Here is a 15129-nt window from a genome sequence, read left to right as displayed (position 1 = left end):
GCACGCGTCTCCCTCCCCCGCAGTGGGGGGAGGGAAAGGCGCGAGAGCAGCCTCCGAATCTATCCGTCGGCGAACCGAGGCTTCAGACCGGCGCCAGCGCCGCGCGGGGATCGTGGCGGGCGAGCCGGCCGAGCAGGTACTCGACCTCGGCGACCGCCTTCGGGCCCAGCGTGCCGCCGGGCTTGCGCTGGGCGGCGGAGGCGATCAGCCCGCGGCGCGCCATGACGTATTTGCGCACCGCCAGCCCGATGCCGGGCTGCTGCTCGTAGCGCAGCAGCGGCAGATGGGCGTCGAACAGGTCGTGGGCGGCGTCGCGCTCGCCGGCGGCCGAGAGGCGGACCACGTCGGCGAGCATGTCGGGGAAGGCGTAGCCGGTCATCGCCCCGTCGGCGCCGCGCTCGGTCTCGAAATCGAGGAACAGGCCGCCGTTGCCGCACAGGATCGAAATGTGCCGCATCGAGCCCTCCGCCTCGAAGCCGCGCAAAGCCGAGATCTTCTCGAGCCCCGGCCAGTCCTCGTGCTTGAGCATCCCGCAGGCCGGGTTGTCGTTGACGATCCGGCGGATCACGCCCGGCGTCATCACCACGGTGAAGGTGAGGGGATAGTCCTGGATCACGAACGGCACGTCGGCGCCGATCGCCTCGGCGGCCTGCGCGTAGTAGGCGACGATCTGGTCGTCCGTGCGCAGGGAACTGGGCGGCGCGATCATCACCCCGGCCGCGCCCGCATCCATCGCGCTGCGGGCCAGCGACGCCATCGCGGCGAAGCCCGGCGCCGAGACGCCGACGATCACCGGCAGGCCCTTCGCCCGCACGATGAAGCGTCGGGCGACGTCGAGCGCCTCGCCCTGGTCGAGCTTGGGCGCCTCGCCCATCACCCCGAGCACGGTGAGGCCGGTGGCGCCGTTCGCGGCGTAGAAGTCGGTCAGCCGGTCGATCGAGCCGTGGTCGATGCGGCCGTCCGGGTGGAACGGCGTCGGGGCGATCGGGAAGACGCCGCGTTCGGAGGCATCGAGGCGCATGGGGTTTGATCCTTCGTGACGGCGTCGGGACGAGGAACGCGGACGATAGACCGACTCGGCGGTGGCGTCGCAGCCGCTCAGGCGATGCCGAGGGCCCGGATCAGCACGAGGCTGATACCGATGAGCACGAGGAGCGAGCCGGTGACGGCGGCGGTGACGCGTCCGCCGACGCGCGCGAGGATGCGCACGTCGACGCCGAGGCCGAGCGCGGCCATCGAGACGATGGTGAGGATGCCGGCGAGCCTCGTCAGCGGAAGCGCGGCCGCGTCGGGGATCAGGCCGAGGGAGCGCAGGCTCGCCAGCACCAGGAAGCCGACGATGAACCACGGCACGAGCTTGGTCAGGCTCAGGCGCCCGGGCCGGGCCGCCGCGCCGCCCTCGGCCGGCAGCCGGCGGGCGATCAGCGAGAAGGTGAGCACCACTGGGCCGAGCATCAGCACGCGCACCAGCTTGACCAGGGTGCCGACCTGGGTGCTGACGAGGCTCACCGGCACGGTGGCGGCCAGCACCTGCGGCACCGCGTAGACGGTGAGCCCGGCGAGCACGCCGTACTGGTTGTCGGACAGGTGGGCCAACGGCACGAACAGCGGTAGGCCGAGCACCATCAGCACGCCGAGCACGGCGGTGAAGGCGATCGCGGCGGCGATGTCCTTGTTGTCGGCCCCGATCACCGGGGCGACGGCGGCGATCGCCGAGTTGCCGCAGATCGCGTTGCCGCAGGCGACGAGGATCGCCATCCGCGCCGGAAGCGCCAGCAGGCGGCAGATGCCGTAGCTCGCCGCGATCGTCAGGATCACCGTGCCGACGATGCCGGTGAGCAGCGCCGGGCCGGAGGCGACGATCGCCCCGAGGCTCAGGGAGGCGCCGAGCAGCGTCACGGCGAGCTCGAGCAGCTGCTTGGCGCTGAAGGCGATGCCGCTGCGGAAGCGCGCCCCCGGCACCCACGCGCTGCGGAGCGCGATGCCGAGCAGGATCGCGATCACCAGCGCCTCGATATACGGATGGTCGAGCGCGCGCTCCTCGACCGCCTGCACGCCCATCGCGATCCCGGTGATCGCGACGCAGACGAGGATGCCCGGCAGCAGCGCGAACGGGCCGGCGGCGACCGTGGGCGCGGCGTGCGCGGGCGGGGTCATCGGCTTCGAGTCTGCGGTCACGCGGCCTCTCGCTCGGCGGATTCCACATCCGGGGATGCGTCGAGGAACGAACTTCCACGCCAACGATCCAGCGGAGAAGAGGCCTCTCTTTGTCAAGGAATCTTCGGGAGACGCAACCATTGATCCGGGGGCGGCCAAGCGCGACATCTCTCATCATGACCGCTCAGCTCGACCAGCGCACGACCGCCTACGATCCCTTCGGCGAGCCGATGGAGATGCCGCGCGCCTGCGTCGATGCGAAGGCCGTGGGCGCAGCCGGCAGCTACCGTGAGACGCGCCGTGCGGCCCTGGTGTTCTGGGCTCTGGCGCTTCTGTTCGTCGGCGGTCGGATCTACTTGGCGGATCAGGCCTCTTCGCAGGTCGCGGACGCGGCGCCCGTGCAGGTCACGGCCCTCCGCTGATTTCAGGCCGGCCGCCAGCGGGCACACCGCGACGCGGTCCATTCCTGTCATCCTGCACGTCGAGGCCCGACGTCCGCCGAAGGCCTCATGGATGGGACGACCGCGATCATCGTTCGACGCGTGCCGTCGCGGCGTGAGCCGTCGTGACGACGCCGAAAGCAAAAACCCTCCCGCGATCGCCCGATCGCGGGAGGGTTTTTTGTCACTTCAGCCGGGCGGCGGCCCAGGCGATGTGGTCGTCCATGAAGCTGGAGATGAAGGAGTAGGAGTGGTCGTAGCCCTCGCGCATGTTGAGGGTCAGCGCGATGCCGGCCTTCTTGCAGGCCTCTTCCAGCAGCCACGGCCGCAGCCCGTCCTGAAGGAAGCTGTCGGCGGTGCCCTGGTCGACGAGGAACTCGGGGAAGCGGTGCCCGTCCTCGATCAGCGCGGTGGCGTCGTGGGCGCGCCAGGCCGCCGCGTCCGTGCCGAGATACTTCTCGAAGGCCGGCTTCGACCAGCCCGCCGTAGAGGGCTGGGCGATCGGCGCGAAGGCCGAGCAGGACTTGAAGCGGTCGGGATAGGTCAGCGCGATCGTGAGCGCGCCGTGCCCGCCCATTGAGTGGCCGAAGATGCCCTGGCGGCTCATGTCGGCGGGGAAGTTCTTCGCGACCAGCGCCGGAAGCTCCTCGGTGACGTAGCTCCACATCCGGTAGTTCGCGGAATAGGGTGCCTGCGTCGCGTCGAGGTAGAAGCCCGCGCCGGAGCCGAACTGCCAGTTGCCGGCCTCGTCGGGAATGCCCTCGCCGCGGGGCGAGGTGTCGGGCGCGACGACGATCACGCCGTGGCGGGCGGCGGCCTGCCGGTACTCGCCCTTGTCCATGACGTTGGCGTGGGTGCAGGTCAGCCCCGAGAGGTACCACAGCACCGGCACCGGGCCGTCCTTGGCCTGGGGCGGCACGAAGACCGCGAAGGTCATCGGGCAGCCGGTGGTCGTCGCGTCATGCTTGTACACGCCCTGGACGCCACCGTGCGAGAGGGCCTTCGAGACGGTTTCCATGGGGTGATCTCCTGGGGGCTCTGGGGCCGTTACCGGCCGATGGGTCGATACAGGCTCCTCCCTCCCCCGCAGAGGGGGGAGGGAAGCGCGCGTCGGTCCGAGTGTCGGTCCTAGTACAGCACCACCGAGCGGATCGACTTGCCCTCGTGCATCAGGTCGAAGCCGTGGTTGATCTCGTCGAGCGGCATGGTGTGGGTGATCAGGTCGTCGATGTTGATCTTGCCCTCCATGTACCAGTCGACGATCTTCGGCACGTCGGTGCGGCCCCGCGCCCCGCCGAAGGCCGAGCCCTTCCAGACGCGGCCGGTGACGAGCTGGAACGGGCGGGTCGAGATCTCCTTGCCGGCCTCCGCCACGCCGATGACGATCGACTCGCCCCAGCCGCGGTGGCAGCACTCGAGCGCCTGGCGCATCACGTGGACGTTGCCGGTGCAGTCGAACGAGAAGTCGGCGCCGCCGCCGGTGGCGTCGAGGATCGCCGCGACGACGTGATCGTTGCCGACCTCCTTCGGGTTGATGAAGTGCGTCATCCCGAACTTGCGCGCCATCTCCTGCTTGTCGGGATTGATGTCGACGCCGATGATCTTGTCGGCCCCCACCATCCGCGCGGCCTGGAGCACGTTAAGGCCGATGCCGCCGAGGCCGAACACCACGACGTTGGCGCCGGGCCAGACCTTCGCGGTGTAGATCACCGCGCCGATGCCGGTGGTGACGCCGCAGCCGATGTAGCAGACCTTGTCGAAGGGGGCGTCCTCGCGGATCTTCGCCAGCGCGATCGCCGGCAGCACGGTGAAGTTCGAGAAGGTCGAGCAGCCCATGTAGTGGAACAGGGTGTCGGACCCGCCCGGGCTGCCGCCGGTGGAGACGCAGGAGAAGCGGCTGGTGCCGTCGGGCATCACGCCCTGGCCCTGCGTCGCGCGGATCGCGGTGCAGAGGTTGGTGCGCTGCGACAGGCAGGACTTACAGCCGCGGCATTCGGGCGTGTAGAGCGGGATCACGTGGTCGCCGACCTTCAGGTCGGTGACGCCGGCGCCGATTTCGCGGACGATGCCCGCGCCCTCGTGGCCGAGGATCGCCGGGAACTTGCCCTCCGAGTCGAGGCCCGAGAGGGTGTAGGCGTCGGTGTGGCAGATGCCGGTGGCCATCACCTCGACGAGGACCTCGCCGGCCTTCGGCCCCTCGATGTCGATGGTCTCGATCGTGAGCGGCTTCTTCGCCTCCCACGCCACGGCTGCGCGCGTCTTCATGATGTCGGGTTCCCTGTGCCTGGACGATAACGGACGGCGTCGACAGGCGACGGCGCTTCGGATCGCTCCACCTGGCGGCGGCGATCCGAACGGCCCGAAATACGAGACGCCTGATGCTGGTTCTCGGCCTCAGACGCAACCGCCATTTCCGCAGGGGGACCCCGCCGCAGGCGCGGACCCGGGCGCTCAGGACCCGGCCGCTCAGGACCCTGCCGCGTGCGGCCGCGTCACGCCGCGGCCAGCCCGAGCCCGGCCAGCGCCTCCGCGATCTCCGCCTCGCTCAGGAGCCGGATCACCGGTCCCGAGGTCCAGACCAGCATCGGGCGGATCGCGTGGTCCGGGTAGATCCGCGCGAGCAGGCGGGCGTAGAGGGCGATCTGCGCGGTCTCGGGCCGCGGCGGCGGCGCGCCCTCGGCGGGCGGCCGGCCGGTCTTGAAGTCGGCGAGCCGCACCGTGCCGTCGGCGACCGCGAGGCGGTCGATGCGGCCGAAGACCGGCCGCTCGATGCCCGCGACCACGACCCGCCCCGACAGGCTGACCTCGGCCCGCGCCTCGCGGGCGAAGAGCGGCGCGAGGTCCGGCGTCGCGATGAGGTTCAGGGCCGCCTGCACGATCGCCGCGCGCTTCGGGCGCGAGAAGGACGGCGCGCGGGCGGCTACGAAGGCGGTCGCGGCGCTCTCGCGGCCGGCCGGGTCGAGGCGCGGCAGGTGCTCCAGCAGGGCGTGGATCAGCTTGCCGCGCCGGCGCGCCTCGGCATCGGCCTGCCGCGGCGGGATCTGGCGCTCGCCGTCGGCCGCGCGCATCGCGCCGGACGGGCTGATCGGCGGCGCCGGGGCCGCCTCGGCCGCGACCGGCTCGCGCAGCCAGGACGGCAGAGCGCCGGGCTCGGGCGCCGCCTCGGCCGGCGCGGTCCCGGTCTCCGGCCCGGATCCGTCCCGCCACAGGGTGGCCGGCCCGTAGGCGGTCTCCACCGCCTCGCCCTCGCCGAAGGCCTGCACCATCCCGGTGCGGATCATCTCGCACCACGCGGTCGGGCCCACCGGCGTCTGGCCGCGGAACGGCGCGACCACGAGCCGGTCGGCGGCCCGCGTCATCGCCACGTAGAGCAGGCGGTTGTGCTCCTCCCGCGCCCGCGCGTGCAGGGTCTCTCGCGCCGCGCCGATCGCCTCGGAATCGTAGGGCTTCGCGCTCGACCAGACCGGCGGGACGTCGCCCGGCATCGCCAGCAGCGGCGGGTCGTTGCCGCCCGGCGCCTCGCAGCCGTCGATCATCACCACCACCGGGGCCTCCAGGCCCTTGGCGCCGTGCACGGTCATCACCCGGACCTCGTCGCGGCCGGATTCCATGTCGCGCTTGACCGTGTGGCCGGCCTCGCCCCGGCCGCCGGCGCAGTAGCGCGCCAGGAAGCCGGCGAGCGAGGGTGCGTCCGCGCCCGCCTCGGCCTGCGCCGCGCCGAGCAGGAACACGTCGATCGCGTCGCCCGCCTCGCCGCCGAGGCGCGCGACGAGGCGGGCCCGGCCCTCGCCCGGCCCGAGCAGGGCGGCGTAGAACCCGAACGGCCCCTGCGCGCCGGCGGCCGCGATCCAGCCGGCCAGCGCCTCGCGCCCGACGATCGCGGCCGGGTCGCCCGCGTCCGCGTGCCGGGCGAGCGCGTCCTCCAGCGTCTCGGACCGGTCGCGGCCGGCGGCGATGCGGACGAGATCCTCGTCGGTGAGCCCGACCAGCGGCGTCTTCAGCGCGCAGGCCAGCGTCAGGTCGTCGGCCGGCAGCAGCCCGGCGCGGCCGATCGAGACGAGGTCGGCCACCGCGATGTGCGCGCCGACGTCGAGCCGGTCCTGGCCGGCGACCGGCACGCCGGCGCCCTTCAGCGCGCGGATCACCTCCTCGAAGGCCGGCCCGCGCTTGCGCACCAGCACCAGCACCTCGCCCGGCCGCCAGACCCGGCCGCTGGTGTCGCCCGCAGTGACCCAGGTCCGCACCGCGCGGGCGATCCGGCGCGCGGTAACGATCGCCGGCGCGTTGGCCTCCGGCGCGTCCACGGGCGCGGCCCAGGCGTCGGGCTCGACCTCCTCCACCGGCTCGGCGATCGGCCACAGCTCGACGGTGCCGGGCGCGCCGGCCCGCGCCGTGGTGTGGACGGTGCCGACCGCCGCATCGTCGAAGCCGAGGCCGTCGTAGTGCTCGGGCAGGTGGAAGGTGGCGTCGACCGCCCGCAACACGCCGAGCGTCGAGCGGAACGACAGCTTCAGGTCGACGTCCTCGAACCGGAGCTTGGCCGAGCGCGCCTCGCCCTTCCACTTGCCGTGCATCGTCGCGAACTCGCGCGGCTCGGCGCCCTGGAAGCTGTAGATCGACTGCTTGGGGTCGCCGACGGCGAAGCGGGTGCGCAGGGTCTCGCGCGCGCCGGCGCCGGTGGCGAACTCGGCGGTGATCCGGTCGAGGATCTGCCATTGCTGCGGGTTGGTGTCCTGCGCCTCGTCCACGAGCACGTGGTCGACGCCGCGGTCGAGCTTGTACAGCACCCAGGCGGCGTCGACCCGCGCGAGCAGGTCGAGGGTCTTGTGGATCAGGTCGTCGAAATCCAGCGCCCCGAGCTTGGCCTTCTGCGCCTCGATCCGGCGGTGGATCTCGGCGGCGAGGGTGAACAGCGCCTCGGTGCGGGCGAGCGCCCGGGCGCTGCGCAGGGCGTCGAACAGCGGCGCGAGCCGGTCGCGCTCGTCGATCAGCGCCGCGCGCACGTCCTCGGGGACCGCCTTGGTGCCCAGGCTCTTGTCGGCCTTCGGCTCGTCCTTGGCGGTGAAGAACACCGCGCGATAGAGGTCGAGCGCCTCCGGCCGGCCGTCGGCGGCCTCCGCCGCGAGCAGGCCGTCGGCGAGCTTCTCGTCGGTCGCCTTGCCGGTGCGCAGGCGCTCGGCGAAGGCCGACTTGTCGGAGATCCCGCCGTTCAGGATCGTCTCCACCAGCGACGCGTCGGTCTGGCCCGCGGCGAGGCCGAGGGCGGTGCCGAGCCGGGCGAATTGCCGCGTCAGCCCGCCCCGCGCGGCCAGCACCGTGCGCGCGGCCATGGCCTGCCGGATCGCCTTGCGCAGCGCATCGCCCGTCGCCTCCGGCGTCACGAGGTCGAGGGCGTGGCCGAGCCGCGCGTCGCCGCCGATTGCGGCGGCCAGCACCTGGTCGGTCTCGTTGGCGAACATCTCGCGCGACAGGTTCTCGTCCAGCACCGCGAACCGGGCGGGCACGTTGGCCTCGAACGGGAACATGTGCAGCAGCCGCTCGCACAGGGCGTGCAGCGTCTCGATCTTCAGCCCGCCCGGCGTCTCGACCGCGCGGGCGAACAGGCGCCGCGCCGCATCGAGGTCGGTCGGCGAGGCGGTGCGCCCCGTGAGCGCGGCGAGCTCGGCCGACAGCGCCGCGTCGCCGAGGGTCACCCAACGCCCCAGCGTCCGGAAGATCCGGATCGACATGTTGGCGGCGGCGGCCTTGGTGAAGGTCAGGCACAGGATGCGCGACGGCGCGGCCCCGTCGAGCAGCAGGCGCACCACCCGGTCGGTGAGCACCTTGGTCTTGCCGGCCCCGGCATTGGCCGAGACCCAGGCCGAGGCGCGCGGGTCGGCGGCGCGGCGTTGCGCGTCCTCGGTTCCGGGATCGACGACGAAGGCCTCGCCCGCTTGGCGGCTCATGAACGCATCCCCAGGGGCCGCCCCGCGGCCCGCGACGGGCGGACCATCGGGCGTGGGCGCGCGGATCGCAAGCGCGGCCGCGGCGAGGCGGTGTCGCGGCCTGGGCTCGGCCCGGCGAGCGCCCGCTTGCGGTCCGGCCCGGACGCCTGGAAGGTCCGCGCCCCGGGCGCTCGGCGGATGGCGAGCGGCGACCGGCTCGGACGGGCAGGAGAGCAAGGCATCGTGTTCACCCCATCGCTCAGGGACGCCGTGATCGGCGTCGGGCTCGCCTTCGTCGCCGGCTTCGTGGACGCCGCCGCCTTCATCGCCCTGACCGGCCTGTTCACCGCCCACGTCACCGGCAACTTCGTCCTGATCGGCGCGGAGCTGGTCTCGACCTCGACCGGCGTCCTCGCCAAGCTGCTCGCCCTGCCGACCTTCATCCTGGCCGTCGCGCTCACGCGCCTGATCGCCCTGGCGTTGGAGCGGCGCGGGACGTCGCCGCTGCGCCCCTTGCTGGCCCTCGAGGCGGCCGTCCTGATCGCCTTCGCGATCTTCGGCGCGGCCCTGTCGCCGCTCGGCTCGCCGGACGGCGCGCGGGCGATCGGCATCGGCATGCTCGGGGTCGCCGCGATGGGCATCCAGAACGGCATCGGGCGCCTGGTGATCGGCCACCTCGCCGCGACGACGGTGATGACCGTGAACGTCACGCAGGCCGTCATCGACATCACCGACCACCTGTGCGGGACCAAGCTCGGCGCGCAGGCCGGCGCCCGCCTGCGGCGCACGCTGTCCGCGGTGCTGGCCTTCGCGGCAGGTGCCCTGGCCGGCGCGTTCGGGGTCGCCGCCCTGTCCTTCTGGTGCGTGCTCGTGCCGGCCCTGGTGCTGATCGGGTTGCTGGCCGTTCCGGACCCGACCCCGCCGCGATGATCCGGGCACTGGGTCGGAGCGGACCATCCGCCTTCGGTTGACCACTCGCGGCGAGCCTTCAGGCCCTCACGTGAGGCGGCGCCGTCCTCCGTGCTGGTCCCGTCGCGACGGGACCGCCTCAGCCCATCACCTGCACCGCGTGCTCGGCGATCGCGCCCGCGGTGGTGAGCCAGACCGTGTCGCGGTGAGCGGCGATGCGGGCCAGCACCGTGCGCAGGGGGCGCAGGCGCTGCGGCTGGCCGACGATGTAGGGGTGGAGCGCGATCCCCATCACCAGCGGCGCGTGGCGCGACTGCTCCAGCATCTCGTCGAAGGCGTCGGAGATCGCGTCGGCGAATTGCCGCCCGGTCTCCTTGCGGGCGACGATCGCCGGGATGTCGTTCAGCTCCTGCGGGTAGGGCACCGAGAGGATGCGGCCGCCGTCGCGGGTCCCGAACCACGTCGGCTGGTCGTCGTGCGCCCAGTCCAGCAGGTAGCGATAGCCCGCCTCGGCCAGGAGGTCGGGCGTCGCCGTCGACTGCGAGATCCACGGGCCGAGCCAGCCGGCGGGCGGGCGGCCCTCGTGCTCGGTCAGCAGCGCCGTCGCCTCGGCGATCAGCGCGCGCTCGCCCGCCTCGTCGAGGCTGCCCTGGCGCTCGGCGTTGGTGCGGCCGTGCCCGACGATCTCGTCGCCGCGGGCGCGGAAGGCCTCGATCAGGCCGGGGCAATCCGCATAGAGGCGGCTGTTGACCAGGACGCTCGCCGGCAGCGCGAGCGCGTCGAGCATCGCCTTGATCCGCCACGCCCCGACCCGGTTGCCCCAGTCGCGCCAGGCGTAGTTCAGCACGTCGGGCTGCGGCCCGCCGGGGGCAAGCTCGGCGCCGAGCCCCGATCCGAAATCGAAGGTCTCGAGGTTGAGCGCGACGTAGACCGCCAGGCGCCGGCCACCCGGCCAGTCGTAGAGCGGCCGGTCCGGCAGCGCGCTGTAGCCGTAGCGGCCGTGGCCCTTCGAACTGTCCATCCGTCCTCCGGTTTCCGAACGCACTCGGGGATGCTGCGACGGGACATGGGGTAGAAGGGGCGGGGGGCAACGGACCGGCGACGTGCAATCCGCAGCGTCCGCCGGCCAGCCGGGATCAGGCCTTTTCTTCGTCCGCCGTCGCAAGCCTTTCCAAACGTATCCCGTGCAAGGTCGGCCCTCTCCGGTCGCCGAGGGTGCCGGTCTTCGAGGAGGCGTGCATGCGGATCGCCAAGGGAGGAATCGTCCCGGCCGAGCCGCAGCGTGCGGTTGCAGTGTCCGGAGGCGCGTCCCTGAGCCGTCTAGACCGGCTCGTGATCCTCGGCGTCGGCTTCGCGCTGCAGTTCAACGTGCTGACCTCGACCTTCGGGCTGCCGTTCATGCGCCTGTCCGACGCGCTGCCCTTCCTGACGATCCCGTACTTCCTGCTCCGCCCGCGCATCCTGTCCACGCTCCTGGCGCGGGCCCTGCCGATCGGGGTGGTCGTCATGCTGCTCGTCGCCTCGCTGCTGGCGAAGGCCGACGTCCAGCAGGGCGACCTGTACCTGACCCTGGTGCTGCTTCTGTACTTCGTCCAGGCGACCCAGCTCGTGATCCTGCTCCGCGATCCGGCGGGCGCCGACAGCTTCGCGGCCGGCACGCTCGGAGGCTTCGCCGGGTCGCTCCTGGTCCTGGTCGCAGCCTCGGCCGGCATCGACCTCATCGGCGTCGGGCTCGCGGTGCCGACCGACGGCCTTGAGCCGGAACTCGTCCTGTTCATGAAGGACAAGCTCGGCGGCCTGTGGGCCGCCGGCAACGAGACCGGGCACGTCTTCGCGTTCGCCGGCGCCGCTGCGGCCTACCTCTGGCACCGCACCGGCCGCAGCGCGATCTACATCGCGTATTTCGCCGCGCTGCTCGTCAGCTTCCCGCTGACCAACAACCGCGCCGGGCTCTTCCTGCCGGCGATCGTACTCGGGCTGATCCTCCGGAAGAGCGTCAGCGTCTACGCCGTGCTGCTGGGGGCCGCCGCCATCTGCGGGCTCGTCATGCTGTTCAGCGCCACCGGCTATGCCCCCGTCCCCGAGCAGCTCCAGTCGGCGATCGAGAAGCGGTTCGTCGCGGACAGCCACGCCGACAGCAACATCCTCGAGCGTCTCGATTCGACCGCGGCCGGGCTGCAGCTTGCCGCCGCCCATCCGTTCGGCCTCGGCAACGTCTCCAAGGAGAACCAGCTGCTGATGATGGCCGGCGTCGGCACGCCGCACAACGCCGTCGTCACCCTCGCGCTCCAGAGCGGCGTCCTCGTCGTGCTCGCCTTCCTGGCCGGAACGGTCCGGATCGTCCTCGCCCCCCAGCGGTTCGGCCCGCTCCCGTTCTACACGGTGCTGTTCATGGTGCCCTCGCTGATGTTCGAGGAGCTGTCGATCAACCAGGTGTTCCTGTTCGGCTTCGCCCTCGTGCTCGCGGCCTCCGCGATGACGCGGAGCGGCGATCCGGCGGGCGCGCAGGTCTGATCGCGCCGCGTCCGGCCCGGCCGTCGACGCCGGGGGTTGCAGCCGGGGACCCGGTGCCCCGCCCGCTTGCCATCGCCGGAAGCTCCCGCCATATAGGCCGCGGGAGGTTGGCGAGGGACGTTTCACTCGCCAACCGGGTCAGGTCCGGAAGGAAGCAGCCCTAACGAGACCGAGCGGGTCTTCGTCCAGCCTCCCACCTCGTTCCACCGCAGGAACCGCGGGTCGATCGGCCCGCAGCGGCGGCCAAGGCACGACCGCGAAGAGCGAAGACGCACCCCCGAAGAGCGCATGGACGCGAGCACCGGCACGCCTGACGACGAGCCGGGCCTGCCCGGGTTTCCGGCGCCTGCCCTCGCGCAGACGCCGTACCGCGTGCTGGCGCGCAAATACCGTCCCAAGGATTTCGACGACCTGATCGGCCAGGGCGCGATGGTGCGCACGCTCGGCAACGCGTTCGCGGCCGGGCGCATCCCGCAGGCCTGGATGCTGACCGGTGTGCGCGGCGTCGGCAAGACGACCACCGCCCGCATCCTCGCCCGCGGCCTGAACTACGCGCCGGTCGGCGCGCCCGACACCGGCCCGACCATCGCGATGCCGGGGCTCGGGGTCCATTGCCAGGCGATCATGGAATCGCGGCACATGGACGTGCTGGAGATGGACGCCGCCTCGCATACCGGCATCGAGGACGTGCGCGCGATCATCGACGGCGTGCGCTATTCGCCGGTCTCGGCGCGCTACAAGGTCTACATCATCGACGAGGTCCACATGCTCTCGGGCAACGCGTTCAACGCGTTCCTGAAGACGCTGGAGGAACCGCCGCCGCACGCGAAGTTCGTGTTCGCGACGACCGAGATCCGCAAGGTCCCGATCACCATCCTGTCGCGCTGCCAGCGGTTCGACCTGCGCCGGGTCGAGGCCGACGTGCTCTCCGCCCATCTCCAGAAGATCTGCGCGGCCGAAGGCGTCGGCGCCGAGGACGAGGCGGTGGCCGCGATCGTGCGCGCGGCGGAGGGCTCGGTGCGCGACGCGCTCTCGCTGCTCGACCAGGCCATCGCCCACGGCGCCGGCGCCGTCACCGCCGCGGGCGTGCGCGACATGCTCGGGCTCGCCGACCGGGCCCGCATCCTCGACCTGTTCGAGGCGGTGATGCGCGGCGACGTGCCCGCCGCCTTCGCCGAGCTGCGCAACCAGTACGAGTCCGGTGCCGACCCGTCGGTCGTGCTCTCGGATCTCGCCGCCTTCACCCACCTCGTCACCCGGCTGAAGCTCGCGCCGGAGGCGGCGGCCGCCGACCCGACGCTGAGCGAGATCGAGCGGCGGCGCGGCGGCGATTTCGCGGGCCGCCTGCCCGTGCGGGCGCTGTCGCGGGCCTGGCAGATCCTGCTGAAGGCGATACCCGAGGTGCAGAGTGCGGCCCGCCCGCTCGCTGCGGCCGAGATGGCCCTGGTGCGGCTCGCCTACGCCGCCGACCTGCCGACGCCGGACGAGGCGTTGCGACAACTCAGGACCGAATCGCTCGCCGCCGGTGCGCAGGAGGGCGACGCACCGGCTCGACCAGCCCTCACCACCCCGGCGCCCCGCGCGATCGCGCCGCCTCCGCCGGCCCCCGTCTCGGTACCGCCTCCGGCGCCCGAGCCGGCCGCCGCACCGCCGCCTGCCGAAGCGCGGCCCCTGCCGGAGGCCCGGCCGCTTCCGCCGCCGCGTCCGGTCCTGGTCCCGGCACCGGTCGCGCCCGCGCCCGTGGTGCAGGGCCGGCCCGCCGAGCCGGCCGGCCCGCGCCTGTCCCGGTTCGAGGACGTGGTGGCGCTCGCCGACGCCCGCCGCGACATCCTTCTGAAGTCGGCGCTGGAGCGCGAGGCGCATCTCGTGCGCTTCGAGGACGGCCGCATCGAGTTCCGTCAGGCGGACGGCGGGCGCCCCTCCCTGCATGCCGACCTCGCCAAGGCGCTCGAGCAGTGGACCGGCCGCCGCTGGATCGTCACGCCCTCGCGGGAGGCGGGCGCGCCGACGCTCGACGCGCAGGCCCGTGCCGCGATCGAGAGCCGCCGCGAGAACGCCGCCTCGCACCCCTTGGTGCGCGAGGTGCTGGCGCGTTTCCCCGGCGCGCAGATCGTCGACGTGCGCGACAACGCCCCCGAGGCGGCCTCCGCAGGCCTCGAAGCCCCGGCAGGCCTCGACGAGGCCGCGACCGAGGACGGCGAGGCCGACGACGCCTGACGCTGGCATCCGCCCGCCCGGCTTCCCAGATCACGCTTCACCCCACGAACGAGAGACCGATCCGCATGCGCGACATCATGGGCATCATGAAGCAGGCTCAGGCCATGCAGGAGAAGATGGCCGGCCTCCAGGCCGAGCTCGACACGGTCGAGGTCTCGGGGGCCTCCGGCGGCGGCTCCGTGCGCGTGACGATGACCGCCAAGGGCCTCGTCAAGGCCGTCGCCATCGACCCGAGCCTGATGGTCGCCGACGAGCGCGAGATCCTCGAGGACCTGATCCTCGCCGCCGTCAACGACGCGCGCGGCAAGGCCGAGCAGGCGGCGCAGGAGCGCATGGCCGAGCTCACCAAGGGCCTGCCCCTGCCGCCCGGCATGAAGCTGCCGTTCTGAGGCCCGGGCCGGGTCCCGCGCAGGCCGATCGCCGGGGGAATGGGTCGTCGACGGTCGGCGACCCGCGCGACGATCAGGCCGCGACCAGGAGGGCGGCGCCGGCGACGCCCGAGAGCACGAGGCGCAGGCGACCGAGCCAGACCGGGACGAGGCCGCGCCGGGCGAGGTCCTGGTCGACCACGCCCCAGGCGAGCACCAGGATGCCGAGGGTCCGCAGGTCCCACGGGGCGGGGGCCGCGAGCGCGGCCCAGGCCAGGAGCGACGGGACGATGGCGATGAGGTAGTCGGCGTTGCCGGCGTTGCGCGCCGCCGCCGCGCCCCAGCGGATGCCGCCGAGGAAGGACGCGATCACCGCGCCGTAGGCCGAGAGGATGGTGCGCGGCGACAGGCCGATCGTGCCGAGGCCGCCGTCGCTGCCGCTGACGGCGAGCGCGGCGAAGCCGACGAACGGAATCAGTCCCGCGACGCCAAGGAGGACGGCGCCGGTCGGTACGGGGGAGACGCGCGCCATCCGACCTCCGGGCTGCCCGCTGCGGATCGGCGGTCGCATATCGAATCACGTATCCTACGAACGCCGCC

At 72.8% G+C, this 15129-nt stretch carries 12 protein-coding genes and 1 other RNA gene; 6 read left to right on the top strand and 7 right to left on the bottom strand.

Going from position 1 to position 15129, the window contains the following annotated elements; all coding sequences use genetic code 11:
- Positions 1-82 precede the first annotated feature (82 nt).
- Complete coding sequence (locus ACFZ8E_RS23155) at positions 83-1021, bottom strand: dihydrodipicolinate synthase family protein (RefSeq protein ID WP_405043907.1); 939 nt, start codon at positions 1019-1021, stop codon at positions 83-85.
- 77 nt (positions 1022-1098) lie between these two features.
- Positions 1099-2157 carry a YeiH family protein gene (locus ACFZ8E_RS23150; RefSeq protein WP_405044440.1) on the bottom strand — a complete coding sequence of 353 codons (1059 nt, stop codon included), beginning with the start codon at positions 2155-2157 and terminating at the stop codon, positions 1099-1101.
- Between the two features lie 176 nt (positions 2158-2333).
- On the opposite strand from ACFZ8E_RS23150, the gene ACFZ8E_RS23145 reads away from it, so the two are divergent.
- Positions 2334-2579 carry a hypothetical protein gene (locus ACFZ8E_RS23145; RefSeq protein ID WP_405043906.1) on the top strand — a complete coding sequence of 82 codons (246 nt, stop codon included), beginning with the start codon at positions 2334-2336 and terminating at the stop codon, positions 2577-2579.
- A 202-nt stretch (positions 2580-2781) separates the two neighbouring features.
- On the opposite strand, the gene fghA is transcribed toward ACFZ8E_RS23145, so the two are convergent.
- The 3 genes from fghA to addA form a co-directional block, all read right to left on the bottom strand.
- Positions 2782-3615: an S-formylglutathione hydrolase gene (gene fghA / locus ACFZ8E_RS23140; RefSeq protein WP_405043905.1), complete on the bottom strand. Its 834-nt coding sequence runs from the start codon at positions 3613-3615 to the stop codon at positions 2782-2784.
- Between the two features lie 110 nt (positions 3616-3725).
- Entirely contained in the window at positions 3726-4862 is a 1137-nt protein-coding gene (locus ACFZ8E_RS23135; protein WP_147727892.1) for an S-(hydroxymethyl)glutathione dehydrogenase/class III alcohol dehydrogenase, read from the bottom strand.
- Positions 4863-5089: 227 nt separating this feature from the next.
- Positions 5090-8542: a double-strand break repair helicase AddA gene (addA, locus tag ACFZ8E_RS23130; RefSeq protein ID WP_405043904.1), complete on the bottom strand. Its 3453-nt coding sequence runs from the start codon at positions 8540-8542 to the stop codon at positions 5090-5092.
- Between the two features lie 222 nt (positions 8543-8764).
- Between addA and ACFZ8E_RS23125 the strand changes: the two genes are divergently transcribed.
- Positions 8765-9451: a YoaK family protein gene (locus ACFZ8E_RS23125; RefSeq protein WP_243932591.1), complete on the top strand. Its 687-nt coding sequence runs from the start codon at positions 8765-8767 to the stop codon at positions 9449-9451.
- Between the two features lie 118 nt (positions 9452-9569).
- Here the strand turns inward: ACFZ8E_RS23125 and ACFZ8E_RS23120 are convergent, their stop codons facing one another.
- Complete coding sequence (locus ACFZ8E_RS23120) at positions 9570-10451, bottom strand: polysaccharide deacetylase family protein (RefSeq protein WP_405043903.1); 882 nt, start codon at positions 10449-10451, stop codon at positions 9570-9572.
- A gap of 218 nt (positions 10452-10669) precedes the next feature.
- Here ACFZ8E_RS23120 and ACFZ8E_RS23115 point away from each other — a divergent pair, with 218 nt between their 5' ends.
- From ACFZ8E_RS23115 to ACFZ8E_RS23100, 4 genes are all read left to right on the top strand, one after another.
- Positions 10670-11944, top strand: a complete 1275-nt coding sequence (locus ACFZ8E_RS23115) for an O-antigen ligase family protein (RefSeq protein ID WP_405043902.1) — start codon at positions 10670-10672, stop codon at positions 11942-11944.
- A 100-nt stretch (positions 11945-12044) separates the two neighbouring features.
- Positions 12045-12143: signal recognition particle sRNA small type (ffs, locus tag ACFZ8E_RS23110), an RNA gene on the top strand.
- A gap of 89 nt (positions 12144-12232) precedes the next feature.
- Positions 12233-14161 carry a DNA polymerase III subunit gamma/tau gene (locus ACFZ8E_RS23105; RefSeq protein ID WP_243950737.1) on the top strand — a complete coding sequence of 643 codons (1929 nt, stop codon included), beginning with the start codon at positions 12233-12235 and terminating at the stop codon, positions 14159-14161.
- Positions 14162-14226: 65 nt separating this feature from the next.
- A complete protein-coding gene (locus ACFZ8E_RS23100; RefSeq protein WP_147729577.1) occupies positions 14227-14550 on the top strand; it encodes a YbaB/EbfC family nucleoid-associated protein in 324 nt (107 codons plus the stop codon).
- A 73-nt stretch (positions 14551-14623) separates the two neighbouring features.
- On the opposite strand, the gene ACFZ8E_RS23095 is transcribed toward ACFZ8E_RS23100, so the two are convergent.
- A complete protein-coding gene (locus ACFZ8E_RS23095; RefSeq protein WP_147729576.1) occupies positions 14624-15061 on the bottom strand; it encodes a DUF3429 domain-containing protein in 438 nt (145 codons plus the stop codon).
- Between the last annotated feature and the right edge of the window lie 68 nt (positions 15062-15129).

This window comes from Methylobacterium sp. HMF5984 (assembly GCF_045033435.1).
Taxonomy (GTDB): Bacteria; Pseudomonadota; Alphaproteobacteria; order Rhizobiales; family Beijerinckiaceae; genus Methylobacterium.
The sequence above is the reverse complement of the archived record's forward strand: the minus strand, read 5'-3'. Positions and strand labels throughout refer to the sequence as shown.

Excerpts from the sequence above, each read along its gene's own strand:
- ACFZ8E_RS23115 (WP_405043902.1), top strand. The coding sequence starts at position 10,670 with ATGCGGATCGCCAAGGGAGGAATCGTCCCGGCCGAGCCGCAGCGTGCG.
- ACFZ8E_RS23095 (WP_147729576.1), bottom strand. The coding sequence starts at position 15,061 with ATGGCGCGCGTCTCCCCCGTACCGACCGGCGCCGTCCTCCTTGGCGTC.
- ACFZ8E_RS23145 (WP_405043906.1), top strand. The coding sequence starts at position 2,334 with ATGACCGCTCAGCTCGACCAGCGCACGACCGCCTACGATCCCTTCGGC.
- ACFZ8E_RS23120 (WP_405043903.1), bottom strand. The coding sequence starts at position 10,451 with ATGGACAGTTCGAAGGGCCACGGCCGCTACGGCTACAGCGCGCTGCCG.
- fghA (WP_405043905.1), bottom strand. The coding sequence starts at position 3,615 with ATGGAAACCGTCTCGAAGGCCCTCTCGCACGGTGGCGTCCAGGGCGTG.
- addA (WP_405043904.1), bottom strand. The coding sequence starts at position 8,542 with ATGAGCCGCCAAGCGGGCGAGGCCTTCGTCGTCGATCCCGGAACCGAG.
- ACFZ8E_RS23105 (WP_243950737.1), top strand. The coding sequence starts at position 12,233 with ATGGACGCGAGCACCGGCACGCCTGACGACGAGCCGGGCCTGCCCGGG.
- ACFZ8E_RS23150 (WP_405044440.1), bottom strand. The coding sequence starts at position 2,157 with ATGACCCCGCCCGCGCACGCCGCGCCCACGGTCGCCGCCGGCCCGTTC.
- ACFZ8E_RS23155 (WP_405043907.1), bottom strand. The coding sequence starts at position 1,021 with ATGCGCCTCGATGCCTCCGAACGCGGCGTCTTCCCGATCGCCCCGACG.
- ACFZ8E_RS23135 (WP_147727892.1), bottom strand. The coding sequence starts at position 4,862 with ATGAAGACGCGCGCAGCCGTGGCGTGGGAGGCGAAGAAGCCGCTCACG.
- ACFZ8E_RS23100 (WP_147729577.1), top strand. The coding sequence starts at position 14,227 with ATGCGCGACATCATGGGCATCATGAAGCAGGCTCAGGCCATGCAGGAG.